The organism is uncultured Tateyamaria sp. (assembly GCF_947487805.1).
Taxonomy (GTDB): Bacteria; Pseudomonadota; Alphaproteobacteria; order Rhodobacterales; family Rhodobacteraceae; genus Tateyamaria.
In genome coordinates, this window is the sequence record NZ_CANKXW010000001.1 from 247,501 (window position 1) to 271,260 (window position 23,760).

Consider the following 23,760-nt stretch of genomic DNA (forward strand, 5'->3'; position numbering starts at 1 on the left):
AGCGAAAGCGAGTCTTAATAGGGCGTCGAGTTAGGTGGATCAGACCCGAAACCGAGTGATCTAGGCATGACCAGGATGAAGGTAAGGTAACACTTACTGGAGGTCCGAACCCACACCTGTTGAAAAAGGTCGGGATGAGTTGTGCCTAGGGGTGAAAGGCCAATCAAACTCGGAGATAGCTGGTTCTCTGCGAAATCTATTTAGGTAGAGCGTCATCCGAATACCCCGGGGGGTAGAGCACTGGATGGGTAATGGGGCCCCACAGGCTTACTGATCCTAACCAAACTCCGAATACCCGGGAGTACTAGATGGCAGACACACGGCGAATGCTAACGTCCGTCGTGGAGAGGGAAACAACCCTGACCTACAGCTAAGGCCCCCAATTCATGGCTAAGTGGGAAAGCAGGTGGGACGACCAAAACAACCAGGAGGTTGGCTTAGAAGCAGCCATCCTTTAAAGATAGCGTAACAGCTCACTGGTCTAAATAAGTTGTCCTGCGGCGAAGATGTAACGGGGCTCAAGCCATGAGCCGAAGCTTAGGATGCACTTAGTGCATGGTAGCAGAGCGTAGTGTGACATAACTCCAATCCTCTTTTGCATCCTTCGGGATGTAGCGGAGGATACGGAGTTTTCTGTGAAGCCGGCCTGTGAGGGATCCGGTGGAGAGATCACTAGTGAGAATGATGACATGAGTAGCGACAAAGAGTGTGAGAGACACTCTCGCCGAAAGTCCAAGGGTTCCTGCTTAAAGCTAATCTGAGCAGGGTAAGCCGACCCCTAAGGCGAGGCCGAAAGGCGTAGTCGATGGGAACCAGGTTAATATTCCTGGGCCGTGGAGTGGTGACGGATCTCGAAGGTAGTTCATCCTTATCGGATTGAATGGGCTGCTAAGAGGTTCCTGGAAATAGCCCTCCTATAAGATCGTACCCTAAACCGACACAGGTGGACTGGTAGAGAATACCAAGGCGCTTGAGAGAACTATGTTGAAGGAACTCGGCAAAATACCTCCGTAAGTTCGCGAGAAGGAGGCCCGGTTCCTAGGCAACTAGGGGCTGGGGGCACAAACCAGGGGGTGGCGACTGTTTATTAAAAACACAGGGCTCTGCGAAGTCGCAAGACGACGTATAGGGTCTGACGCCTGCCCGGTGCCTGAAGGTTAAAAGGAGGGGTGAGAGCTCTGAATTGAAGCCCAGGTAAACGGCGGCCGTAACTATAACGGTCCTAAGGTAGCGAAATTCCTTGTCGGGTAAGTTCCGACCTGCACGAATGGCGTAACGACTTCCCCGCTGTCTCCAACATAGACTCAGCGAAATTGAATTACCTGTCAAGATGCAGGTTTCCCGCGGTTAGACGGAAAGACCCCGTGCACCTTTACTACAGCTTCACACTGGCATCAGGCCATGCATGTGCAGGATAGGTGGTGGGCTTTGAAGCAGAGACGCTAGTCTTTGTGGAGCCTCCCTTGAGATACCACCCTTGCATTGCTTGATGTCTAACCGCGGTCCGTTATCCGGATCCGGGACCCTGTGTGGCGGGTAGTTTGACTGGGGCGGTCGCCTCCTAAAGCGTAACGGAGGCGCGCGAAGGTTGGCTCAGAGCGGTCGGAAATCGCTCGTTGAGTGCAATGGCAGAAGCCAGCCTGACTGCGAGACTGACAAGTCGAGCAGAGTCGAAAGACGGCCATAGTGATCCGGTGGTCCCGAGTGGAAGGGCCATCGCTCAACGGATAAAAGGTACGCCGGGGATAACAGGCTGATACTGCCCAAGAGTCCATATCGACGGCAGTGTTTGGCACCTCGATGTCGGCTCATCTCATCCTGGGGCTGGAGCAGGTCCCAAGGGTACGGCTGTTCGCCGTTTAAAGAGGTACGTGAGCTGGGTTTAGAACGTCGTGAGACAGTTCGGTCCCTATCTTCCGTGGGTGTAGGATACTTGAGAGGAGTTGCCCCTAGTACGAGAGGACCGGGGTGAACGATCCACTGGTGGACCAGTTGTCGTGCCAACGGCAGTGCTGGGTAGCTATGATCGGACAGGATAACCGCTGAAGGCATCTAAGCGGGAAGCCCCCCTCAAAACAAGGTATCCCTGAGGGCCGAGGTAGACCACCTCGTCGATAGGCCAGAGATGTAAGTGCAGTAATGCATTCAGTTGACTGGTACTAATTGCCCGATAGGCTTGATTTGATCCAGTAAAAGCGAGACTTCATACGCCTCGTGATGAACGATAATCAAAGAGCATACACACATGCAGTCGTACGCGACTTGGACAACGTGTTGAGGAATTTAAAGGCCTTTTTCGGTTTGGTGATCATAGCGCAAGCAAAACACCCGGTCCCATCCCGAACCCGGCAGTTAAGTGCTGTAGCGCCGATGGTACTGCGTCTTAAGGCGTGGGAGAGTAGGTCATCGCCAAACCTAAAAAGCCCTTTAAGTTTTCGTATCTCTCATATGATGAAACAATTACAATGCGCCGCCTCTCAAGGGCGGCGTTTTTGCTTTTTGGCGGACGAAATTCGCCTAATCTATCCAGATGAAAACACGTATTCTTAGCGAAGAAGACCTGCGCGCATGTGTCCCGAACGATCCAGATGCGCTGAGCGCCATCGAAAATGGATTTACGTGGCTGCTCGAGGGCAGGGTCGAAATGCCGCCGATCATGCATTTCGATGTCGCAGCTCGCAAAGAAGTCGACGTGAAAGGAGCCGTCGTACGTGGCGAACCCGCATTTGCGATCAAAATCGCATCGGGTTTCTATGACAACCCGGCACGTGGGCTCGCCAGTTGCTCCAGCTCATTTGTCATTCTCGATTCTGAAACCGGCATGACGCGTGCGATCTGTGTGGACAACGGTTACTTGATGGATTTGCGGACCGGACTGGCCGGCGCCGTTTCGGTCAAACATATGGCACGAAAATCCGCCTCACGCTTGGGGGTCATCGGCACCGGTACACAAGCACGTTGGCAGGCGCGGTGCATCAACCTCGTCCGCCCGTTGACCAAAATCGTGGCCTTTGGGCGAAACACGGACGCGCTCGCCACCTATTGCGCGGAAATGACCCAGGAACTTGGCGTCCCGGTTGAGGCCGCATCCAGTCCGGCCAAAGTTCTGTCCTCCACGGACATGACCGTCACCACAACGCCATCGAAACAGCCACTTGTTACAGCGAATATGATCCCTCCGGGTCATCACATCACGGCGATGGGGTCGGACATGCCGGGAAAAAGGGAACTTGCGCCGAACTGTCTCGAACGTGCGGATATAATTGGCTGCGACGACATCGACCAATGCCTGAACAACGGAGAACTTCAACAGCTGTCCGGACAGAGGGACACCGTCGTTCCTCTTGGCGCATTGACGTCCGGGGCGGTACATCTTGATCGGCCAGACCACGCTATTTCGATCTGCGATTTGGCTGGCACGGGGGTGCAGGACACGGCCATCGCACTCTTGGCGCTTGACCGGGCGGAAGAGGCCGGTCTCGGAACACTCGTCAATTAACATGCCGTACGAAACCAAAAGAAAAAGTCACCAATCCCACCCCGAAGCCCTTGCACCTTCCTGTTCTTGGCAGTACATACGCCGAACTTGGCGCGGGATGGAGCAGCCCGGTAGCTCGTCAGGCTCATAACCTGAAGGTCGTAGGTTCAAATCCTACTCCCGCAACCAAAAAACGCCGCCCCTCACCGGGCGGCGTTTTTCGTGTCTTATTTCATTCAGGTCGGTCCAAAGCATTGAACACAAAAAGCTTTTGGTCCGAAATCGAGTGTCCATTGATTAGCTCACTTGCGACCGCTCCGGTCAGCCACGTCTCAAGCAACAACGCGCTTTCATGGTTGACGTGAGCATGTCTCGCGGGATCAACCGGCAGAAAGCTGTACTGGTTGAACAAGGCAGGGTCACCGGAGAAAAGCAGTTCAAGCTCCCCCTTGTTGCTGAAATTCAGCCAACTCGCCCGATCCGCAAGTATATACGCATTCGCACCTGAGGCCGTGTTCAGACTGGCGCCCATTCCCGATCCGACCTCGAGATACCAGCGCCCAAATGCCTCGCTGCTCACTCCCGCTTCCGCCCAGATCGACAGTTCCTTGCGGTGTGTCCCGCTGTCATCACCACGACTGACAAAAGTCGCTTCGGCATCTGCAACAGCCTGAAATGCCTTGAGAATCGTGGGTTGACCCGCGACTCCGGCCACGTCAGATGATGGTCCGATCAGAACGAAATCATTGTACATGATCTCGCGCCGATGCGTCCCGAAGCCGTCAGCGACAAATTGTTCTTCGGCAGCGCGCGAGTGCACGAGAATTGCGTCAACATCCCCTGCGCGACCAAGGCGCAGCGCTTGGCCAGTGCCGACAACCAACAGTTGAACGTCAATCCCGGTGTCCCGACGTATCGCGGGCAACAGGACCTCCGACAGGCCGGAATTCTCGAACGAAGTTGTCACGGCCAGCCGCAAGGTGTCGGCGTAGGCAGTGCAGGCCCAAAGCAGGGACACAAGAAAGAGAAGCCATTTCATCGCAGAATGTCGCCCTTCAAAAAGGATTTCAATTCAATGCTTTGCGGATCATTCAATTGACCAGATGAGCCCGCTTCCCGGATCTGTCCGCCGTGAAGAAACAAAAAGTCATGGGCCAGTCGGCGGACTTGTCCGACATCGTGACTGGTCATGATGATGCGCGTCCCTTGGTCCAGTGCGTCCGCCAGCATCCGCTCAATATCGGCGGTGGCCGATCCATCAAGATTGGCGCAAGGTTCGTCCAGAAACAGAAGGTCCGGTCCGGATATCAGCGCTCGGGCAATTGCCAGTTTTTGCCGTTCACCGCCCGAAAGGCGCGGCGCGGGGCGCTCAAGTGCGTCACTCAGATTGATCCGTTCAGCCCAAGCCTCGCAGGTCTTGGCAAGATCCCCGCCCCGTACTCCGTTCAGGCGTAGCGGATAGGCAAGGTTTTCCCGCACCGAACGTCGAAGCATCGTTGGCGTCTGAAAAACATAGGCTTGCCGTCCCTTGGCATCTTCGGGCGATGTCGCCCACCGCAGGTCTCCTGCGCTGATCCTTTCAATGCCGTGCAGGGCCTTTAGAAAAGTCGTCTTGCCCGCCCCGTTCGGGCCGATCACCATGGTCAGCCCGTCAAGGCCGAACCGGTGCGTGATCGGACCCAGTAGGCGCTTGCCGCGACGGCGGACTTCCAACCCGACTATGTCCAGCGGCATCAGATCACCTACCATCGTCCGCTCCGCTCGGTCTGAGACAGGCTGTGGGTCAGAAAGCTGATGACCAGGGACAGCCCGATCAGAACAAATCCCAGGCCGAGGGCCAATGCAAAGTCCCCCTTGGACGTTTCAAGCGCAATTGCTGTGGTCAGCACACGGGTGACATGATCGATATTGCCGCCCACGATCATGATGGCGCCGACCTCGCCTATGGCACGACCAAAACCAGCCAAGGCGGCCGTCAACAGCGCGCGGCGCCCGTCCCATAGCAATGTCCTGACCCGCTGGGACCGCGATGTGTTCAGCGAGATCAACAGGTCATGGTATTCGGACCACAGCTCGCGCATGGCTTGATGGGTGATCGACATGACCAGCGGCGTGATGATGATGACCTGCGCAATGATCATCGCCGTTGGGGTGAACAGCAGGCCAAAGACGCCGAACGGTCCGTCGCGCGACAACAGCAAATAGACGATCAACCCGACGACGACCGGCGGTAGACCCATGAACGCATTCAAGGTAGCGATGGCTGCACGACGGAACCGGAACCGCCGCACAGCCAGCCACGTCCCCGCGGGCAAGGCAATCAAGCAGGCGATCAGGAGGGCCGTCAGGCTCACATGCAGTGACCGCAGCGTGATCTCCATCAGATCCGCGTCAAGCTGGACGATCAGCCAGAAGGCCGCGCGCATTCCATCCCAGATGTCAGCCATGTGTCACACGCATGATCACGCCGTCCGCCCAAAACCGCAGTTGACCGGCTGTATCGCATCGCGCCCGTGGTTGAAAAGACCGGCTAGGCGCGGACTTGGGCGATTATCTGGCCAATTTCGGTCAACGCGTTTCCGATTGGGTTCGTACTGCGCCAAACCAGTCCGATATCGCGTTGTGGCGCGGGACTGGCAAAGCGGCAGACCTGCACAGGCGTTGATCTTGTTTCCACGGGAATGGCCATATCGGGGATTAGGGTCACCCCGATGCCTGCGCCCACCATCTGCACGAGCGTTGTCAGCGAACTGCCGTCGAGCCCTTCGCGCCTCTGACGCGGGTTGATGTTGCAAAAGGACAGGGTCTGATCGCGAAAACAGTGGCCTTCTTCCAGAAGGAGCAGCCGCATATGTGCGATGCTGTCCGCAGTGAGTGGGCCATCCTGCAGTGCAGCCGTGTGGCGTATGAGAACCATATCCTCGGAAAAGAGTCGCAACTCCGTAAGGCTGGGTTCATCCAGCGGCAGTGCGACCAAGGCTGCATCAATCAACCCGGCAGACAATTCCTCGACCAGCTTGGGCGTCACGGTCTCGCGGATGTGTATGTCCATGTCGGGAAACGCATGCCCCAGTGCAGGCACGAGTTTCGGAACCAGATAGGGCGCAATGGTCGGAATGACCCCGAGGCGCAGGCGTTCCAATTTGCCGGACTTTGCGGATGTGGCCCAGTCTTCGAGGTCTGCCACGGACTGCAGGATCCTTTGTGCATGACCGGCAAAGGCGTCGCCCATACTGGTCAACCGCACGCCACGTGCGCCACGTTCGAACAATTCAAAGCCGAATTGACCCTCCAGATCCTTGATCTGAACCGACAGGGCAGGTTGAGATACGGCGCAGCGTTCGGCCGCCCGGCCAAAATGGCCTTCGTCCCTGAGAGCGGCAAAATACCTGAGTTGGCGGAGGGTGAGCGTATCCATAGGTTGGGGTTATCACAGATATAGGAAAATACAATTTATACTAATGACACGCGCTTGCTATGACAGCGCTACACCCGGAAAAACGCGGCTGTGCTCGGCACGAATCAACTGGCCAAACACGTGCTGCGCTCGGGGTTGAAAAACTATTCGTTGCGCAAGACTAGAATCATTCCAATCTGACTATAGGTTGCGGGCAACAGACAATGATCGGAGAATCTCATGGACGGTAACGACATCGGCAAATGCCCAGTGATGCACGGCGCCAGCCTTGCCAGCACGTTTGGCGGTCGCACCAACAAGGACTGGTGGCCCAATGCGCTGAAGATAGAGGTGCTGCATCAGCACGGCGCGCGGACCAACCCGATGGATCCCGACTTTGACTACCGCGAAGCGGTGAAGGCCCTCGACTATGACGCGGTCAAGGCGGACCTGCATGCGCTGATGACAGACAGCCAGCCGTGGTGGCCTGCCGATTGGGGCCATTACGGTGGTTTTATGATCCGGATGGCATGGCACGCTGCGGGCACCTACCGGATGCAGGACGGTCGCGGCGGTGGTGCGTCGGGCGATCAACGCTTTGCGCCGCTCAACTCGTGGCCTGACAATGCCAGCCTCGACAAGGCGCGCCGTTTGCTGTGGCCGGTCAAAAAGAAATACGGCAATGCCCTGTCCTGGGCGGACCTGATGTTGCTGGCAGGCAATATCGCGTATGAATCCATGGGGTTGAAGACGTTTGGCTTTGGCTTTGGCCGTGCCGATACATGGGCGCCGGGCATCGACATCAACTGGGGCGAAGAGGCCGAGTGGCTGGCACCCAGCGAAAACCGTTACGAGGATCTGGACGACCCATCGACGATGGCCAACCCGTTGGCGGCGGTCCACATGGGCCTGATCTACGTCAACCCCGAGGGCGTGAACGGCAATCCCGATCCCGCACGGACCGCGCTGCACGTCCGCGAAACATTTGCCCGGATGGCCATGAATGACGAAGAAACCGCAGCCCTGACCGCAGGCGGCCACACGGTCGGCAAGGCGCACGGCAACGGTGACGCCGGCGCATTGGGCGCAGAGCCCGAAGGCGCGGGCCTCGAGGCGCAGGGTATGGGCTGGACCAATCCCAGCCAGACTGATCAGGCCAGCTCGCTGATCACCTCCGGCATCGAAGGCGCGTGGACGACAGAGCCCACGAAGTTCGACATGGGCTATTTCAAGCTGCTGTTCGGGTACGAGTGGGAACTGACCAAATCGCCCGCCGGTGCAAACCAGTGGCAGCCCATCGACATCAAGGAAGAAGACATGCCGGTCGACGCCTCGGACCCGTCCGTGCGCCGTATGCCGATGATGACCGATGCCGACATGGCGATGAAGGTTGACCCGATCTATCGCGGAATCTGCGAAAAGTTCATGGCAGACGAAGCCTATTTCCGGGACACGTTTGCGCGCGCCTGGTTCAAGCTGACTCACCGCGACATGGGCCCGCGCGCCAACTATATCGGCCCGGACGTGCCAGCCGAAGATCTGATCTGGCAAGACCCGATCCCCGCTGGCAATGCAGATTTCGACGTAGAGGCGGTGAAATCCAAAATTGCCGCCAGCGGCATCGGCCAGGCGGACCTGATTGCAACGGCGTGGGACAGTGCCCGCACCTTCCGCGGGTCGGACAAACGGGGCGGCGCCAACGGCGCGCGGATCCGTCTGGCCCCGCAGCGTACATGGGTAGGCAACGAACCTGAGCGTCTGGACGCGGTTCTGGCCAAGCTGGAGCCGATCGCCGAAGAAACCGACGCGTCCGTCGCGGATGTGATCGTATTGGCAGGCAATGTCGCCGTCGAGGCAGCGGCCAAGGCCGCAGGATTTGACGTCACGGTGCCGTTCACGCCGGGCCGAGGTGACGCGACCGACGACCAGACCGATGCAGACAGCTTTGACGTGCTTGAGCCGCACGCAGACGGCTTCCGCAACTTTGCCAAGGACGATCTGGCGATCAGCCCCGAGGAAATGATGCTGGACCGGGCGCAGCTGCTGGGCCTGACGGCGCAGGAGATGACCGTGCTGCTGGGCGGTATGCGTGTTCTGGGCACGAACTTTGGCGGCACCGGCCACGGCGTGTTCACGGACCGTGTGGGTCACCTGACACAGGACTTCTTTGTCAACCTGACCGACATGGCCTACAGCTGGCACGCTGCGGGCGACGGCACCTATGAACTGCGCGACCGGGCCACGGGCGCGATCAAGTTCACCGCCACCAGCGCGGACCTCGTGTTCGGCTCGAACTCGATCCTGCGCTCTTATGCCGAGGTGTATGCACAAGACGACAACGCAGACAAATTCGTGAACGACTTTGTTGCGGCATGGGCAAAGGTGATGCACGCGGATCGTTTCGACCTGCTGTAATCCGCCGTACACTGAAATGAAACGCGGGTCCCCCGGGGCCCGCGTTTTGCGTTTTTGGGGCAAGCCGGCCGCGTGGCACGTGCGTCGTGCCAAAAGCCTTTGCCACCTTGACTTTCCACCCCTCGCCCGGTGTATCTGCGCCGATCTTATACGCAGCCCCGAAGGGACCACATCATGCATGCTTACCGCTCTCACTCCTGCGCCGCTCTGACTTCGGCCAATGTGGGTGATACCGTGCGTCTTTCGGGCTGGGTCCATCGGGTGCGCGACCACGGCGGCGTGCTGTTCATCGACCTGCGTGACCACTACGGCATGACGCAGGTGTTGTGTGATCCGGACAGCCCTGTGTTTGCCGAGGTCGAAAAGGTGCGCAGCGAGTGGTGCATTCGCATCGACGGCACCGTCAAGGCGCGCGACGCGTCCCTGATCAACCCCAAGATCCCCACCGGCGAGATCGAAGTGTTCGTCCGCGATCTCGAAGTGCTGGGCCACGCCGCCGAATTGCCGCTGATGGTGTTCGGCGATCAGGAATATCCCGAGGAAACGCGCCTGACCTATCGCTATCTCGACCTGCGCCGTGAAAAGATGCAGGAGAACATGAAGCTGCGCAGCGACGTGGTGTCATCGATCCGCAAGCGCATGTGGGACCGCGAATTCCGCGAATACCAGACGCCGATCATCACCGCGTCGTCGCCCGAAGGCGCCCGCGATTTCCTCGTGCCGTCGCGCCTGCATCCGGGAAAGTTCTATGCACTGCCGCAGGCCCCGCAGCAGTTCAAGCAGTTGCTGATGGTCTCGGGCTTTGACAAATATTTTCAGATCGCGCCCTGCTTCCGCGATGAAGACCCGCGCGCTGACCGCTCGCCCACGGATTTCTATCAGCTTGACCTTGAGATGAGCTTTGTCACGCAGCAGGACGTGTTCGACACGATTGCCCCTGTGCTGGCGGGTGTGTTCGAAGAGTTTGGCGGCGGCAAGAAAGTCGATGCGCCCGACAGCTGGGAGCAGATCAGCTATCGCGATGCTGCGCTGTGGTACGGATCGGACAAGCCGGACCTGCGAAACCCTATTAAAATGCAAGTGGTCTCCGACCACTTCCGCGACTCCGGCTTTGCGATTTTCGCAAAGCTGTTGACGCAGGAGGGCACGGAAATCCGCGCCATTCCAGCGCCGGGCGGTGGTTCCCGCAAGTTCTGTGACCGCATGAACGCCTATGCCCAGAAAGAGGGTCTGCCAGGGATGGGGTATATCTTCTGGCGTGATCAGGGTGAGGGGATAGAAGCCGCAGGACCGCTGGCAAAGAATATCGGGCCTGAGCGGACCGAAGCCATCCGTCAGCAACTGGGGCTGGGTGTTGGGGATGCTGCGTTCTTCCTCGGGGGCAAACCCAAGGCGTTTGAGGCCATTGCGGGCCGTGCGCGCAACGTGATTGGCGAAGAGCTGAAGCTGATCGACGAGGACCGCTTTGCCTTTGCCTGGATCGTGGATTTCCCAATTTACGAGGCGGACGAAGAGACCGGCAAGATCGACTTTGAACATAACCCGTTTTCCATGCCCCAAGGGGGGATGGAGGCGCTGCAAGGTGATCCGCTGAACGTGCTGGGGTTCCAGTACGACCTTGCGTGCAACGGCTATGAGCTGGTGTCGGGTGCGATCCGGAACCACCGGCCCGAGATCATGTTCAAGGCGTTCGAGATTGCGGGCTATGACGAGGCCGAAGTGCGCAAGCGGTTCGGTGGCATGGTCAATGCGTTCCAATATGGCGCGCCGCCCCACGGTGGCTGTGCGGCAGGCATTGACCGGATCGTCATGCTGTTGGCCGGTGAACAGAACATCCGCGAGGTAATCCTGTTCCCGATGAACCAGCGCGCCGAGGATTTGATGATGGATGCGCCCAGCGATCCAACGAGCGACCAGTTGATGGAACTGGGTCTGCGCGTCATTCCGCAGGACTAGGCAGAGACCTGCGCATGTCCGGATTTCGGGGCGGTGTCATTCCCGCCCCGTTATGGTATCCTTTGTCCGGCGTAGATACGGCGGAGCGGTATGAGCAGTTTCGATCCCCAACTTGCTGAAATAAGATTTGGTTACGGGCTGTCGCCACAGGTCGCCGCGCCGCAAAGCGTGGCCGAAATGTTGGATGGTTTGGGCACCCCGGATACGATGACGACCCGCTTTCCGGTCGAACCCTTTCACGTGTTCCGCAATCGCATGGTCGCGGTACAGGAACAGATCAGGATACGACAGGCCAACCGGGGCACGGACCTGGCCGCGGCGGCGCGCAAACGGCGCAACGAGCTGAACAAGGACGCGCGGGTGGCGATGTTCCAATGGCTGGGCCAGACCATGCTGCGCCGGACCCACACCACCACGGCATTTCGGGAACGGGTCGTGGCCTTTTGGGCCGATCATTTTACCGCCATGGGCAAACGCGGCGTCGTGCGGCGTGCAACGTCGCCTTACATCGAGGATGCGATCCGACCTTTCGTTTCGGGCCGGTTCGAGGACCTGTTGCAATCGGCGGTCATGCATCCGCTCATGGTCGACTATCTCGATCAGCGGCTGTCCATGGGCCCGAACAGCGAACGCGCGATCAAGGCGGGCAAGAACAAACCCCGTGGCCTGAATGAAAATCTCGCACGCGAAGTGCTCGAACTGCACACTCTGGGCGTCGACGGACCATATACACAGCAGGACGTGACCGAGCTGGCCGAACTGTTCGCCGGGCTCACTTTCGACAGCAAGAACGGTTTGAAATTCCGGAAGGACTTCATGGAACCCGGCCCGGAAACGGTACTTGGCAAAGCCTATCCGGATGTCCCCAACATCAATGCCATCCGTGCCGTATTGCGCGACCTTGCCGCCCACCCGTCGACAGCGCGGCACCTGGCGGGAAAACTCGCGGTGCATTTTGTTGCCGACACGCCCGATCCTGCTCTGGTTGACGCGCTGACGCAGGCCTATCTGGACACGGGCGGCGACCTGATGGTGCTCTACGAGGTGTTGCTGACACACCCATCTGCTTGGCGCGATCCGCTGAACAATTTCAAACCGCCCGCCGATTACGTGTCTTCTGCCATGCGCGCGCTGGCCGTGCCGGCAGATGCGTTCGACGGGCAAAGCGAAAAGGACATGCGGCGCATGTTCGCGGCGCCGTTCATTCGGATGGGCCAGCAATGGGAGCGCCCTTTAGGACCTGATGGCTGGCCCGAAGAAGACCCCGAATGGATTACGCCGCAGGGGTTGGCCGCACGGGTGAACTGGGCAATGCGGATTCCCGCGCAATTGGTAAAGGTGCTGCCCGATCCACGCGACTTTGCCGAAACCGCGCTGGGCGCGTTCGTGACAGAGCCCGTGCGATTTGCCGCTGCCGCAGCAGAGAGCAGACCCGAAGCCATCGGCATCGTTCTGATGTCGCCGGCCTTTCAGCGAAGATAGGACAAAGCATGGTTTCTTCAGTTTCGCGACGTGACTTTCTGGCCCGTGCCGGGGTCATCGGCTGTTCACTGGCCGCAAGCCCGTTGTTCACTCCGGTGAGTTTTGCGCAAACCCCGTGGGATACCCGGTTGGTTGTCATTATCCTGCGGGGGGGCATGGACGGGTTGGACGTTGTGCAGCCCTATGGCGATCCCGGTTTTGCCGCGTTGCGCGGTAGCCTTTCCGGGGGGCCGCAGGCCGGGGCGTTGGATCTGGACGGTTACTTCGCTCTGCACCCAGCATTGGCCTCGTTGATGCCGTTATGGCAGGCCGGGCAGCTGTCCTTCGTGCATGCGATTTCGACGCCCTACCGCGACAAGCGGAGCCATTTTGACGGGCAGGACCTGCTCGAGGCGGGAACGGAGTCACTGGCCGGGGTGCGGGATGGCTGGTTGAACCGGATGTTGCAGGTCATTCCCGGTGTTACCGCGCAAACCGCCTATTCCGTTGGGCGCAATGACATGCGCCTGATGCGTGGCGATGCAGAGGTGGCGAACTGGGCGCCGGATGCCGATCTGGGCCTGAGCCCGCAAGCCGTACGCTTGATGGACCTGGTGACGGAATCCGATCCGGCGATCCATGCGGCCTTGGCCGAGGCGCAGCTTTTGTCCGATGCGGCGGATGATATGGGCGGGCCGCGCGGTGGCAACCATATCGAGATCGCCCGCTTTGCCGCGGACCGCTTGTCACAGGATGCCCGCATTGCTGCGTTTTCTCTCAATGGGTGGGACACGCATTTCCATCAGGAGCGTGCAATCCTGCCTGGTCTGAAACGTCTGGCCGAAACGTTGACGACGCTGCGCGGTAAGATGCGCGGTGACACGTGGCGCAAGACGGCCGTGATCGCCATGACCGAATTCGGTCGAACGGCACGTCAGAACGGCACAGGCGGCACGGATCACGGCACCGGTGGGTTGATGGTTCTGGCCGGTGGCGCCATTCGCGGCGGGCGTGTGTTCGGGCAGTGGCCGGGCTTGGGGGACGGTGACCTGTACCAGGGTCGTGACCTGATGCCGACCGCGGATGTGCGCGCGCAGGCGGCGTGGATCATGCGCGGATTGACCGGCATCGACACGACGACGTTCGAACAGTCGATTTTCCCCGGTCTCGACATGGGCAGCGACCCCGGTTTGCTCTTGTAGACGCAAAGGTTGAAAGCGCTTGGCGTTCGGCGGTGATCCGCCTAACGTCGCCGAATGACCGGGCTTTATGAATTACACGCGACGCCGGTGCCGGATTGGTCGCCTCCAGCCGTCCCCGATGCGGTGACGTCTTTGCGCGGCGTGCATTGCCAACTGGAACCGCTCAGCGCGGAACGTCATGCGGCACTTCTGTACCGGGCCTATGTCGGGCACGATCACGTCTGGGACTATCTGCCTTACGGGCCGTTTTCCTCATCGGCGCAATATCATCGTTGGGTCCGCGAAGTAGAGCAGGACCCCGCCGTGCAGTTCTATGCCATTCGCAACGCGTCGACCGGCGCATTCGAAGGCGTGGCCAGTTTTCTGCGGATTTCACCCAAGGATGGCAGTATCGAGGTTGGCCACATCAACTTCAGCCCCGCCTTGCAGCGCACCCGCGCCGGGACTGAAGCGTTGTACCTGATGATGGAATGGGCCTTTGACGCAGGTTACCGACGCTTTGAATGGAAGTGCAACGCACTGAATGCCGGGTCCCGACGCGCCGCGCAGCGGCTTGGGCTGAGCTATGAGGGAGTGTTTCGTCAGGCAACCGTGGTCAAGGGGCGCAACCGCGACACCGCCTGGTTTGCCGCAATTGACACCGAGTGGCCGGCGCTGAGAGAAGCGTTTCGCGCCTGGCTGAACCCTTCGAACTTTCGCGAGGACGGCCAGCAGATCGAAAGCCTTACCGATCTGACCCAATTGGTGCGTGTGTCCAGCGATCCGACACTCTGACGTTCAGATCGCGATTTTTTCGCTCAGCCGTTCCTGAACCAGCCCGGCCACAGTTGCGGCCTCGGACACGGCAGCGTCGCCGCGGGCCCGTTTGGCCGCCAGCGCGGCCGTCGCATGTTCCAGCTCCTGATCCTGAGCACTACGGGCCACGCCACCGAGAAATTGCGCCACATAGTCGAGCGTGCGGAAATCCGTTCCGCTTTCCAGAACATCGGCCACATGGGCCATGTCGTCGCGATAGGCGATGGGATCGGGGCTGACCACGTCGTCACTGACTGCGCGCGGGCCGGTCGGGCGGCGATCAATCGGCAGGTGCGACAGGATCGTATCCTGAAACACGCCCAGTGACACAACCGGCTTGCCAAGATATCCATCTGCACCCGCCTCGAGCACCGGGGCCTCACTGCTGAAATCACCCGATGTGCCGAGAATCACGTCAGGCCGGTGATTGGTCGTGCACAACTCTCGGATCAGGTCCGTTCCACTGCCATCGGGCAGGCCAACATCGATGATCACGACCGAAGGGCGATAGACTTGCAGGTGCCTGCGTGCCGCGCGCAGGGTGTCGGCGCGCCTGATCCGCGCACCACTGCGCAAACACAACAGGCGCATCGCCTCACAGGCAAAACGGCTGTCCTCAATCACCAGAACGGTCAGCCCCAGCAGGGGCCGCATCGCGGTGGGCGCGGGGTAGTTGGGCTTGAACGGGTCCGTCGTATCCATCACATCCTCCGTCATGTGTCGGCCCCTATGGTTACGGAACGTTGCCTAACAGTACGTTAACGCTAGCGCTCTTGCGTGGCCCCAAAGCTTGGCGGTAAAGATGCTGCGTTTGCACAACAGGAGTTTCCCCATGATCGGTCGCTTGAACCACGTCGCCATTGCCGTTCCCGATCTGGAGGCCGCCGCCGCGCAATACCGCACTGCGCTGGGCGCGCAGGTCGGCGCGCCGCAGGATGAGCCTGATCACGGGGTGACGGTGATCTTTATCGAATTGCCCAACACCAAGATCGAATTGCTGTACCCGCTGGGCGACGACAGCCCCATCAACGGCTTTCTTGAGAAAAACCCGTCAGGCGGCATTCACCATGTCTGTTACGAGGTTGACGACATCATCGCGGCTCGCGACCACCTGAAATCCTCCGGCGCGCGTGTGCTGGGCTCAGGCGAGCCCAAGATCGGCGCGCATGGCAAACCGGTTCTGTTTCTGCATCCCAAGGATTTCAACGGCTGCCTTGTCGAGCTGGAGCAGGTCTGATGGGAATCACCTCTGCCCTCGTTCTTTATGCCGTCATCTGGTGGATGTGCTTTCTGATCGCGCTGCCAATCAAGGTGCAGACACAGGGCGATCTGGGCAAGATCGAACCGGGCACCCATGCGGGCGCGCCCGAACACCATCACACCCGGCGCAAGGCGTGGATCGTGACCTGGGTGGCGCTGGTGTTGTGGATCATTATCGCGGGCATCATCCTGTCGGGGTGGATCAGCCTCAGTGATATGAGCTGGTTTGACCGGTCGCTTGCCCCGCTGTGAGCCGATGATAGAGGTGCGTGAACGTCGCGGCCCCGATGATCGGGATAAGCAGGTTCAGCAGCGGAATTGAAAGCGGGATCGCCATCAGCGTCCCGGCCATCCAGATCGTGCCGATATGCGCCCGCCGCAGCGCCTTGGCCTGCGTGCGCCCGACCCTGCGGATCGCGACGAGGGTGAAATATTCCCGGCCCAGCAGAAACCCGTTCAGCCCCCAGAAGATCAGCGGCGCAAACGGCGCAAAGAACAGGTACAGGATCAACGCCAGCAGGTTCGCTCCGATCAGCACACCGAGGAAATTCACCGTATCCACCACCGCATCGCCAAAGGGCACGGATTGTGCGGCTTGCAGGTGGGGGTAATGCCGGTCCTCGACCGCCTGTGCGACCTCGTCGAGGAACATCGACGTGATGGCAGAGGCCACCGGCATCATCAGAAAGACCGACAACACGAAGAACAGGAAAAACGACCCCCAGCTGACAATATCGTCCAGCCACGTGATCTCGCCTACCCATGGCACCGTGACGCTGTCGGCGGTGAGCGCACCGACAAGCCAGACAAGCCCCGCCGTCGCCGCCACCAAAAGCGCCACAGTCAACGCCACACCCAACATCAAAACACGGCGAAACCGCGGATCGCCAATCTGCCCCAAGGCCGCAAAGAAAGAGCCCAGGATCACGACGTCACCCAGTCTGTGATGGCGTCAACGTCCGGGCGGGGCCGGTCGGGCGGTGTGCTGGTTTCGGTCCCGATATGGATCAGGCCCGCGATGCGCTCGTGATCTGCCAACCCCAGCGTCTGCATGAACACGCGGTCATGGCTGGGCCAACCGCTCAGCCAATTGGCGCCCCAACCTGCGGCCAATGCGGCATTCAACAGGGCAAGGCACACGGCCCCGGCGGAATAGGTCTGTTCCAGCGCGGGGATCTTCTCCGACGGCTTTTGCACTTCGATCACGACAACGGCCAGATGGCCCTGGTCAAACTGGCTGCGCCCCTTGTTGATCTGTTCGGGATCAAGGCCAAGCGCCTCGCCCCGTTCCTGCGCGGCTTGCGCAAGGCGCGGCATCGCGCCCGCCTCAAGGACCACGAACCGCCAAGGCTCCAGCTTGCCGTGATCCGGGGTGCGCCCGGCGGCAGTCAGCAGGGTGCGCAGCGTGTCCCGGTCGGGCACGGGCGCGGTCAGCGTCTTGGCCGGTCGCGACCGGCGCGTCAGCAGGAAATCCAGCGCGGATGGGTTTGGGTTGGGCATATGTTACGCCTTTTTACATCTGAAATGTCATGTCGTGGCCATGGGCGCCCGCGTCAAGGGTCAAAGCCCAAGTTCCTCCGCCATCCTGTCGATTTCCGACCGCAGGAACGCGTCGAACCGTGGCCCCGGTTGCCTGCTGTTCAATGCGCGTGCCATGGGGTCGGGTGCGGTCCTGCTGCTGCCCGACAGTGCCTCAAGCGTCGCGTGCCCGCAAAACGGCACATAGATCTCGGAATACCCGCCTTCGTGGCACAGCACGAGATGCCCGTGGCACAGCTCTTTGGCAAGCGCCTTGATCCGCAGTGTCATGGCGCGGAACGTTTCGGCCATGGCCAGCATCCGGGCCAGCGGATCGACCGCGCCCGCATCATAGCCGCAGGCGACGATGATCAGGTCGGGCGCAAAATCGCGCAGGGCAGGGGCCACGATACGGTCCATGGCGTGCACATAGGCCGTATGCCCGGTTCCAGCGGGCAGGGGCACGTTGATGGCATAACCCGCCCCGGCCGCCTCCCCCCGATCCTCCAGCCGCCCGGTGTCGAGCGGATAGTTCCCTTCCTGATGCAGCGAGATCGTCAGAACGTCCGCCCGGTCATAGAAAATCGATTCGGTGCCGTTACCGTGGTGAACGTCCCAATCCAGCACCGCGACCTTCAGGTCGGGCCGCGACGCCTTGGCGGCCTCGACCGCGATGGCGATATTGGCCAGCAAGCAGAACCCCATCGGCTCATCAGCGCGGCAGTGATGCCCCGGCGGGCGGCTGAGCGCATAGGCGTTGGCGTGCTTGCCCGCCAGCACGTCCTCCACCGCCGCCACGCACAGCCCCGCCGAAAGTGCCGCCAGCTCATATCCGCCACGGGCAAAGGGGGCATGGTGGCCGATCTCGCCGCCGCCCGCATCCGACATCTCCTTGAACGCCTTGAGATAGGCAGCGTCATGCACCCGCAGCAATTGCGCCTCGGTGGCCTCGGGCGCCGAGGACACGGCCAGATCCTGCGTCAGGCCGGTGACATCCATCAGGTTTTTCAACCGCCGCTTGGTTTCGGGACTTTCGGGCAGGCCACCAGCGGCCAGAGGCTGCACCAAACCGCCTAACGGTACGGTAAAGGCATAATTGCCGCCCGCATGCCACATCGTCCGTTCGTCCCAGTAAAACCCGGTGCTCATCGCGCCCCTCCTGCTGTTGCGGGCAAGGTGGCGGAAATGCAGCCCATGCGCAACGCAGGTCCTGTGGTCACGCGGCCTCGGCCAGCAGTGCGGGGATATCCAGCCGATCGTTGACCATCGCCAGCGTCCCGTCCGCGGCGCGCGGCCAGTCTTCGGCGGGCTTGTCCCAATAAAGCTCGACCCCGTTGCCGTCCGGATCGCGGAAATACACCGCCTGCGACACGCCATGATCCGCCGCACCGTCCAGCGGCGTGCCGTGGTCCAGCACCCGTTGCAACGCAGCACCAAGCGACGCGCGGTCGGGAAAGACAAAGGCACTGTGATAAAGGCCTGCGGCCCGTTCCGGCGCAGGGCCCGCACCGCGCGAATGCCAGGTGTTCAGCCCGATGTGGTGGTGATAGTCCCCCGCCGCCAGAAATGCCGCCTGATCGCCATAGCGTTGCGTCAGCGAAAACCCCAGCACGTCGCCATAAAAGGCAATCGCGCGATCAAGGTCGGACACTTTCAGATGGATATGGCCGACGCGGGTTTCGGCCGGAACACGTGCAGACATGGCTGTTCTCCTTTATGGCAAGGAGAATAGGCACCGCGCCCGCACGGGTGAACCGGCATGCGCGCACAGGATTGGTGCACGCGCGTGGGCTATGCGCCGACCATCCCCACAATTTCGTAGGTCCGTTTCAGGATCGGTGCCGTGATCTCGCGCGCCTGTTCGGCGCCGCGGGCCAGAACGCGGTCGATCTCGCTCTGATCATCCATCAGGCGCGCCATCTCGCCCGAGATCGGGGCCAGCTTGGACACCGCCAGTTCCGCCAACGCTGGTTTGAACGTGCCGAACTGGGCTCCGCCGTGATCGGCGAGAACCTGATCCACCGTCATCTCGGCCAGGGCGGCATAGATGTTGACCAGATTGCGCGCTTCGGGCCGGTCCTCAAGGCCCTTGGCCTCGGAGGGCAGGGCATCGGGATCGGTCTTGGCCTTGCGGATCTTCTTGGCGATGGCGTCGGCGTCGTCGGTCATGTTGATCCGGCTGGCGTCCGACGGGTCGGATTTCGACATCTTCTTGGACCCGTCGCGCAGGGACATCACGCGCGTGGCGGCCCCTTCGATCACCGGCTCGGTGATGGGAAAGAAATCGACGCCGTAGTCATGGTTGAACTTGGCCGCGATGTCGCGCGTCAGCTCAAGGTGCTGTTTCTGGTCCTCGCCCACGGGCACGTGCGTCGCATGATAGATCAGGATGTCCGCCGCCATCAGCGCGGGATAGGCAAACAGACCCAGCGAAGAGTTTTCGGCGTTCTTGCCCGCCTTGTCCTTGAACTGTGTCATCCGCTGCATCCAGCCCATGCGGGCCACACAATTGAAGATCCACGCCAGCTGCGCGTGTTCAGGCACCTGGCTCTGATTGATCAGGATGGATTTGTCGGGGCTGATGCCCGAGGCGATGAACCCCGCGGCCAGTTCACGCGTGTTGTGCCGCAATGTCTCGGGATCAAGGAACTTGGCCGTGATCGCATGCAGGTCGACCATGCAATAGATCGTCTCATAGGCCTCGTCCTGCATCTGCACGAACCGCTTGATCGCGCCGAGGTAATTCCCAAGCGTCAGCCCCCCCGACGGCTGGATGCCGGAGAATACGCGCGGTGTAAAAGCCGTGTTTGGTGTCGATTGGGTCATTGGAACCTCTGGGCAAATCTGCGTCGCTGGCTTACCCATGGGGGCGAGACCCGTCAAGCAGGCCACAGATGACACATTCCCCCGATCCAAGCCCCGTAAACCCATTGCCGCCTGCCGTGTGGTTGCTCTTTGCGGCGGTGGCGCTGCCGGAACTGACCTTTGCGCTGGGCGAGGCCGGGATCATCGGTGGGCCGGGTGCCGTAGGCTGGCGGCTGAACGCGCTGAATGCCTATGCGTTCTCGGGTGACGCGTTTGACTTTATGCTGGCCAACGGGCGGCTCTTGCCCGAACACATGCTGCGCTTTGTGACCTACCCGTTTGTGCACACGAACTTCACCGCCACGCTCTTTGCCTGCGTGATCCTTCTGGCGATGGGCAAGATGGTGGGCGAGATCATGGGCGGCTGGGCCGTCATCCTGATGTTCATGCTGTCGGGGATCTGCGGCGCGGCGGTCTTTGGCCTGCTCACCGATCAGCCTTGGCTGATCGGCGCCTATCCGGCGGTGTATGGCCTGATCGGGACATACACGTTTCTCTATTGGCAGCGACAGGTGGCCATCGGAGGCCCGCAGGGGCAGGCCTTTATGCTGATCGGCGTGCTGATGGGCATCCAGCTGGTCTTTGGCGTGCTGTTCGAGGTCGGATATTCCTGGGTCGGGGAATTGGCCGGGTTCTTGTCTGGTTTTGCCCTGACCGCCTTTGTCATGCCGGGTGGCATGACGCGGGTGCTGGCCGCCCTGCGCCGCCGCTAGCGGCGGACCGCGGCCCGGATGTCCGACAGGCGCAGCGCGCCGGTGACTTGTGCGGATGCAAAATACACCGCACCGCCCATGACAATCAGACCGAGCAGCGCCAGATACCGCACACCATCCGTTCCAAGCGCGGGCTTGAGCATAATGGCAGCCACCCACAACGCCGCCCCCATAACCACTGTGGCAAGCGCAATCCGGGGCAGGCGGGCGCGGTAGCGGTCATCCAGACGCACCGCATCGCCCATGCCGCGCAACCCCCAGAACAAGAGGCCCAGCATCGCCCACCCGGCCACGGTCGTGGCAATCGCGGGCGCAATCCATCCGATGACAGGGGCCAGCCCGATGGCAATCGCGGCGTTCAGCACCATGGCGACAACTGCATAGTGGAACGGCCGCCGCGTGTCTCCGCGCGCGAAATATTGCGGCTGGAGCACCTTTTGCAGCACAAAGGCCGGCAGCCCGAGGCCATAGATCGCAACCGCAACCGCGATGGCTGCGGCATCATCCGCCCCCGTCTGGCCCCGCTGAAACAGCACCGACACCAGCGGCAGGGGGATCACCATCAACGCCATGGCCGACGGCAGGGTCAGCGCCATGGAAAACTCCGCCGCGCGGGAATAGGCGGCCTTGGCGCCCGCCATGTCATCCGCCTTGAGCCTGCGCGCCAGATCCGGCAGCAGAACGATCCCCACCGCGATGCCCACAACGCCCAATGGCAACTGGTAGAGCCGGTCCGCGGCAAAGAGCCAGCTGACCGCGTTGTCATACTGGCTGGCAACCAGTTGCCCGACCACAAGGTTGATCTGCATGACCCCCGTGGCTAGCGCCGCCGGAATGGCCGTGCGCACCATCTGCGCCATATCCGGCGTCCAGCGTGGCAGTCCGGGCCGCAGGGCAAAGCCTGCGCGCGCCGCCGCGCTCCAGGTCAGGGCCAGTTGCGCAACACCCGCCACAGGCACCGTCCAGATCAGCCAGGTGATCACCTGACCACCTGTGACCCATGCCAGCGCCATGGCCGCAATGACGAATATATTCAGCAGCACCGGCGCCGCCGCAGCGGCGGCAAACCGGCCCGTCGCATTCAACACGCCAGAGAACAGCGCCGAGAGCGACATAAAAAAGATATAGGGGAATACGATGCGGCCAAAGCCGACCGTCAGGTCAAAACGCTCCGGCCCGAACCCGCCCGCGGTGGCCCAGACCAGCGCGGGCATGAACACCATCGCCAGTGCCGTCAGGATCAACGTCACCAGCGCCAGACCGTTCAGCGCATCGCGCCCAAAGCGCGCCGGGTCTTCGTCCCCCTCCAGCTTGGCCGAGAACATCGGCACAAAGGCCGCGTTGAACGCCCCTTCGGCGAAAAAGCGGCGGAACATGTTGGGCAGGCGGAATGCCGCGACAAAGGCGTCCATCAGGGGGCCGGGGCCGATCAGCGACAGGATCATGATCTCGCGCACAAAGCCCAAGATGCGGGAAAGCAGCGTCCAGACCCCCACGGTCAGAAAGCCGCTGATAAGGCGGATCGGTTTCATTGCCGATTCCGTAGCCGTTGGGACGCGGGCGCGCAAGCATCGCGCAACGGGACAGGCGGCCTGACCCGCCGGTCAGACCGCCCCGCCGCCGCGCACGCCTGCGTTTTACCAGCCGATTAGAACCTCGGCCAATGCGATGAACATGGGGATGCTCAGGATCGCGACCGGTGTGCCGATCCCCGTCGAGGTGCCGACATAGGCCGACGGGTTCGCCTCGGGCAATGCGCCGCGCAGGGTGGGTGGGCCGGAAATGTCCGAACTCGACGCCGCCATGACGGACAAGAGCACGACGCCACCCGCCGAAAACCCGGTCAACTGATGCGCGACATACCCCACGCCGAACCCGATCAGGCCGTGTACGATGGGGGCCGCAATCCCATAAAGGATATAGGCATGCGCCACTTTGCGCAGTTCCGCGAACCGGGCCCAGGCCTCCATCCCCATGATCAGCATCAGGATCGACAACAGCCCCCGGAACAGTGGCTCGTAAAAGCTCTGATAGACCGAATCCGGCTTTGCCATGACCCCCAGCGCCAGCCCTACCAGCAACGCCGAAATCGCGGGGCTGCGGAACGTGTCCACCAGAATGCCCCGCAGCAGGCCGTCCTCCAGTACCGGGCCGGACCCGCCGCCACCGGCCATGGTGCCATCGGCATTCACCGTCACGTTGCTGGCGGCCTTGCGGGCCGCACTCATCTTGGCCATGACGATGGCGGTGACGAGGGCCGCGATGTCCATGAACGGGTACAGCGCGCCAATGAACCCTTCGTAAGGGATAGCACCGTCATCAAGGATGGCCATGCCCGCCGCCAGCGTCGACGCCGACACCGCTCCGAACAGGCCCGCCGTAGCCAAACCGTCAATCTGCGAGACACCTTTCCACCGTGCGAGGGTGAAACGGCCCAGAAACACGATGCCGATCCCCACCGCCGCAGCCCCAATCGCAGGCACGGCCAGTTCGACGAAATTCGCCTCGCGGACCGAAATGCCTGCGCCCATGCCCACCTTGAGCAGCAGCAGGATGACGATGAATTTGTAGACCGGGTCCGGGATCTCGAACTTGCTGCCCAATGCGGCCAGCAACATGCCCCCGATCAAAAAGGCCAGCGTGGGTTTCTGAAACTGTTCGACCAAAGTGCCGAGGATTGTGAAAACGATATCCATGATG

General features: G+C 60.9%; 21 protein-coding genes, 1 tRNA gene and 2 rRNA genes (1 of these 24 only partly in view). 12 read left to right on the forward strand and 12 right to left on the reverse strand.

The genetic code is table 11. The features are described from left to right. From Q0949_RS01270 to Q0949_RS01285, 4 genes are all read left to right on the forward strand, one after another. Positions 1 to 2,184, forward strand: a 23S ribosomal RNA gene (locus Q0949_RS01270); it begins 646 nt to the left of the window's first position. Between the two features lie 116 nt (positions 2,185 to 2,300). After that, a 5S ribosomal RNA gene (rrf, locus tag Q0949_RS01275) occupies positions 2,301 to 2,415 on the forward strand. Positions 2,416 to 2,530: 115 nt separating this feature from the next. Beyond that, positions 2,531 to 3,499: an ornithine cyclodeaminase family protein gene (locus Q0949_RS01280; protein WP_299367427.1), complete on the forward strand. Its 969-nt coding sequence runs from the start codon at positions 2,531 to 2,533 to the stop codon at positions 3,497 to 3,499. A gap of 91 nt (positions 3,500 to 3,590) precedes the next feature. Then, positions 3,591 to 3,667 (forward strand) — tRNA-Met (locus Q0949_RS01285). A 43-nt stretch (positions 3,668 to 3,710) separates the two neighbouring features. On the opposite strand, the gene Q0949_RS01290 is transcribed toward Q0949_RS01285, so the two are convergent. The 4 genes from Q0949_RS01290 to Q0949_RS01305 all read right to left on the reverse strand — a co-directional run bounded on the left by Q0949_RS01290 (position 3,711) and on the right by Q0949_RS01305 (position 6,896). Beyond that, positions 3,711 to 4,517, reverse strand: a complete 807-nt coding sequence (locus Q0949_RS01290; RefSeq protein ID WP_299367430.1) for a substrate-binding domain-containing protein — start codon at positions 4,515 to 4,517, stop codon at positions 3,711 to 3,713. Continuing rightward, positions 4,514 to 5,119, reverse strand: coding sequence for an ATP-binding cassette domain-containing protein (locus Q0949_RS01295; protein ID WP_366523964.1), 606 nt, complete (start codon positions 5,117 to 5,119; stop codon positions 4,514 to 4,516). Before Q0949_RS01295 ends, Q0949_RS01290 begins: the two co-directional genes overlap by 4 nt. Positions 5,120 to 5,220: 101 nt before the next feature. Then, on the reverse strand, positions 5,221 to 5,925 hold the full coding sequence (locus Q0949_RS01300; RefSeq protein WP_299367436.1) for an ABC transporter permease: 705 nt from the start codon (positions 5,923 to 5,925) through the stop codon (positions 5,221 to 5,223). An 83-nt stretch (positions 5,926 to 6,008) separates the two neighbouring features. Beyond that, positions 6,009 to 6,896 (reverse strand): hydrogen peroxide-inducible genes activator, encoded by an 888-nt coding sequence (locus tag Q0949_RS01305; RefSeq protein WP_299367439.1) that lies wholly within the window; start codon positions 6,894 to 6,896, stop codon positions 6,009 to 6,011. A gap of 219 nt (positions 6,897 to 7,115) precedes the next feature. Here Q0949_RS01305 and katG point away from each other — a divergent pair, with 219 nt between their 5' ends. The 5 genes from katG to Q0949_RS01330 all read left to right on the forward strand — a co-directional run bounded on the left by katG (position 7,116) and on the right by Q0949_RS01330 (position 14,683). Continuing rightward, positions 7,116 to 9,290: a catalase/peroxidase HPI gene (katG, locus tag Q0949_RS01310; RefSeq protein ID WP_299367443.1), complete on the forward strand. Its 2,175-nt coding sequence runs from the start codon at positions 7,116 to 7,118 to the stop codon at positions 9,288 to 9,290. Between the two features lie 174 nt (positions 9,291 to 9,464). Continuing rightward, on the forward strand, positions 9,465 to 11,246 hold the full coding sequence (gene aspS, locus Q0949_RS01315; RefSeq protein WP_299367446.1) for an aspartate--tRNA ligase: 1,782 nt from the start codon (positions 9,465 to 9,467) through the stop codon (positions 11,244 to 11,246). A 90-nt stretch (positions 11,247 to 11,336) separates the two neighbouring features. Next, positions 11,337 to 12,728 (forward strand): DUF1800 domain-containing protein, encoded by a 1,392-nt coding sequence (locus Q0949_RS01320; RefSeq protein WP_299367448.1) that lies wholly within the window; start codon positions 11,337 to 11,339, stop codon positions 12,726 to 12,728. Between the two features lie 8 nt (positions 12,729 to 12,736). Next, on the forward strand, positions 12,737 to 13,909 hold the full coding sequence (locus tag Q0949_RS01325; protein WP_299367451.1) for a DUF1501 domain-containing protein: 1,173 nt from the start codon (positions 12,737 to 12,739) through the stop codon (positions 13,907 to 13,909). 54 nt (positions 13,910 to 13,963) lie between these two features. Then, complete coding sequence (locus tag Q0949_RS01330) at positions 13,964 to 14,683, forward strand: GNAT family protein (RefSeq protein ID WP_299367454.1); 720 nt, start codon at positions 13,964 to 13,966, stop codon at positions 14,681 to 14,683. Between the two features lie 3 nt (positions 14,684 to 14,686). Here the strand turns inward: Q0949_RS01330 and Q0949_RS01335 are convergent, their stop codons facing one another. Beyond that, positions 14,687 to 15,406, reverse strand: coding sequence for a response regulator (locus tag Q0949_RS01335; RefSeq protein WP_299369469.1), 720 nt, complete (start codon positions 15,404 to 15,406; stop codon positions 14,687 to 14,689). A 130-nt stretch (positions 15,407 to 15,536) separates the two neighbouring features. On the opposite strand from Q0949_RS01335, the gene mce reads away from it, so the two are divergent. Further along, a complete protein-coding gene (gene mce, locus Q0949_RS01340; protein ID WP_299367457.1) occupies positions 15,537 to 15,941 on the forward strand; it encodes a methylmalonyl-CoA epimerase in 405 nt (134 codons plus the stop codon). Further along, positions 15,941 to 16,216, forward strand: coding sequence for a DUF1467 family protein (locus Q0949_RS01345; protein ID WP_299367460.1), 276 nt, complete (start codon positions 15,941 to 15,943; stop codon positions 16,214 to 16,216). Before mce ends, Q0949_RS01345 begins: the two co-directional genes overlap by 1 nt. Here the strand turns inward: Q0949_RS01345 and Q0949_RS01350 are convergent. The 5 genes from Q0949_RS01350 to trpS all read right to left on the reverse strand — a co-directional run bounded on the left by Q0949_RS01350 (position 16,173) and on the right by trpS (position 20,308). Continuing rightward, entirely contained in the window at positions 16,173 to 16,892 is a 720-nt protein-coding gene (locus Q0949_RS01350) for an EI24 domain-containing protein (RefSeq protein ID WP_299367463.1), read from the reverse strand. The genes Q0949_RS01345 and Q0949_RS01350 overlap by 44 nt on opposite strands. Next, positions 16,889 to 17,464 carry a nitroreductase gene (locus Q0949_RS01355; RefSeq protein WP_299367466.1) on the reverse strand — a complete coding sequence of 192 codons (576 nt, stop codon included), beginning with the start codon at positions 17,462 to 17,464 and terminating at the stop codon, positions 16,889 to 16,891. Before Q0949_RS01355 ends, Q0949_RS01350 begins: the two co-directional genes overlap by 4 nt. Positions 17,465 to 17,524: 60 nt before the next feature. Then, positions 17,525 to 18,631, reverse strand: a complete 1,107-nt coding sequence (locus Q0949_RS01360) for a class II histone deacetylase (protein ID WP_299367468.1) — start codon at positions 18,629 to 18,631, stop codon at positions 17,525 to 17,527. A 67-nt stretch (positions 18,632 to 18,698) separates the two neighbouring features. After that, a complete protein-coding gene (locus Q0949_RS01365; RefSeq protein ID WP_299367470.1) occupies positions 18,699 to 19,184 on the reverse strand; it encodes a VOC family protein in 486 nt (161 codons plus the stop codon). A gap of 89 nt (positions 19,185 to 19,273) precedes the next feature. Continuing rightward, positions 19,274 to 20,308, reverse strand: coding sequence for a tryptophan--tRNA ligase (gene trpS, locus Q0949_RS01370; RefSeq protein ID WP_299367473.1), 1,035 nt, complete (start codon positions 20,306 to 20,308; stop codon positions 19,274 to 19,276). 68 nt (positions 20,309 to 20,376) lie between these two features. On the opposite strand from trpS, the gene Q0949_RS01375 reads away from it, so the two are divergent. Then, complete coding sequence (locus Q0949_RS01375) at positions 20,377 to 21,060, forward strand: rhomboid family intramembrane serine protease (protein ID WP_299367476.1); 684 nt, start codon at positions 20,377 to 20,379, stop codon at positions 21,058 to 21,060. Here Q0949_RS01375 and murJ read toward each other — a convergent pair. Together murJ and Q0949_RS01385 are read right to left on the reverse strand one after the other, a co-directional pair. Further along, positions 21,057 to 22,592, reverse strand: coding sequence for a murein biosynthesis integral membrane protein MurJ (gene murJ / locus Q0949_RS01380; RefSeq protein ID WP_299367479.1), 1,536 nt, complete (start codon positions 22,590 to 22,592; stop codon positions 21,057 to 21,059). The two genes, Q0949_RS01375 and murJ, sit on opposite strands and share 4 nt — an antisense overlap. A gap of 105 nt (positions 22,593 to 22,697) precedes the next feature. Further along, entirely contained in the window at positions 22,698 to 23,756 is a 1,059-nt protein-coding gene (locus Q0949_RS01385) for a sodium-dependent bicarbonate transport family permease (RefSeq protein WP_299367482.1), read from the reverse strand. Positions 23,757 to 23,760: the final 4 nt, after the last annotated feature.

Coding starts and splice junctions, on each gene's coding strand:
- Q0949_RS01280 (WP_299367427.1), top strand. CDS start 2,531: ATGAAAACACGTATTCTTAGCGAAGAAGACCTGCGCGCATGTGTCCCG.
- Q0949_RS01290 (WP_299367430.1), bottom strand. CDS start 4,517: ATGAAATGGCTTCTCTTTCTTGTGTCCCTGCTTTGGGCCTGCACTGCC.
- Q0949_RS01295 (WP_366523964.1), bottom strand. CDS start 5,119: ATGGTGATCGGCCCGAACGGGGCGGGCAAGACGACTTTTCTAAAGGCC.
- Q0949_RS01300 (WP_299367436.1), bottom strand. CDS start 5,925: ATGGCTGACATCTGGGATGGAATGCGCGCGGCCTTCTGGCTGATCGTC.
- Q0949_RS01305 (WP_299367439.1), bottom strand. CDS start 6,896: ATGGATACGCTCACCCTCCGCCAACTCAGGTATTTTGCCGCTCTCAGG.
- katG (WP_299367443.1), top strand. CDS start 7,116: ATGGACGGTAACGACATCGGCAAATGCCCAGTGATGCACGGCGCCAGC.
- aspS (WP_299367446.1), top strand. CDS start 9,465: ATGCATGCTTACCGCTCTCACTCCTGCGCCGCTCTGACTTCGGCCAAT.
- Q0949_RS01320 (WP_299367448.1), top strand. CDS start 11,337: ATGAGCAGTTTCGATCCCCAACTTGCTGAAATAAGATTTGGTTACGGG.
- Q0949_RS01325 (WP_299367451.1), top strand. CDS start 12,737: ATGGTTTCTTCAGTTTCGCGACGTGACTTTCTGGCCCGTGCCGGGGTC.
- Q0949_RS01330 (WP_299367454.1), top strand. CDS start 13,964: ATGACCGGGCTTTATGAATTACACGCGACGCCGGTGCCGGATTGGTCG.
- Q0949_RS01335 (WP_299369469.1), bottom strand. CDS start 15,406: ATGGATACGACGGACCCGTTCAAGCCCAACTACCCCGCGCCCACCGCG.
- mce (WP_299367457.1), top strand. CDS start 15,537: ATGATCGGTCGCTTGAACCACGTCGCCATTGCCGTTCCCGATCTGGAG.
- Q0949_RS01345 (WP_299367460.1), top strand. CDS start 15,941: ATGGGAATCACCTCTGCCCTCGTTCTTTATGCCGTCATCTGGTGGATG.
- Q0949_RS01355 (WP_299367466.1), bottom strand. CDS start 17,464: ATGCCCAACCCAAACCCATCCGCGCTGGATTTCCTGCTGACGCGCCGG.
- Q0949_RS01360 (WP_299367468.1), bottom strand. CDS start 18,631: ATGAGCACCGGGTTTTACTGGGACGAACGGACGATGTGGCATGCGGGC.
- Q0949_RS01365 (WP_299367470.1), bottom strand. CDS start 19,184: ATGTCTGCACGTGTTCCGGCCGAAACCCGCGTCGGCCATATCCATCTG.
- trpS (WP_299367473.1), bottom strand. CDS start 20,308: ATGACCCAATCGACACCAAACACGGCTTTTACACCGCGCGTATTCTCC.
- Q0949_RS01375 (WP_299367476.1), top strand. CDS start 20,377: ATGACACATTCCCCCGATCCAAGCCCCGTAAACCCATTGCCGCCTGCC.
- murJ (WP_299367479.1), bottom strand. CDS start 22,592: ATGAAACCGATCCGCCTTATCAGCGGCTTTCTGACCGTGGGGGTCTGG.
- Q0949_RS01385 (WP_299367482.1), bottom strand. CDS start 23,756: ATGGATATCGTTTTCACAATCCTCGGCACTTTGGTCGAACAGTTTCAG.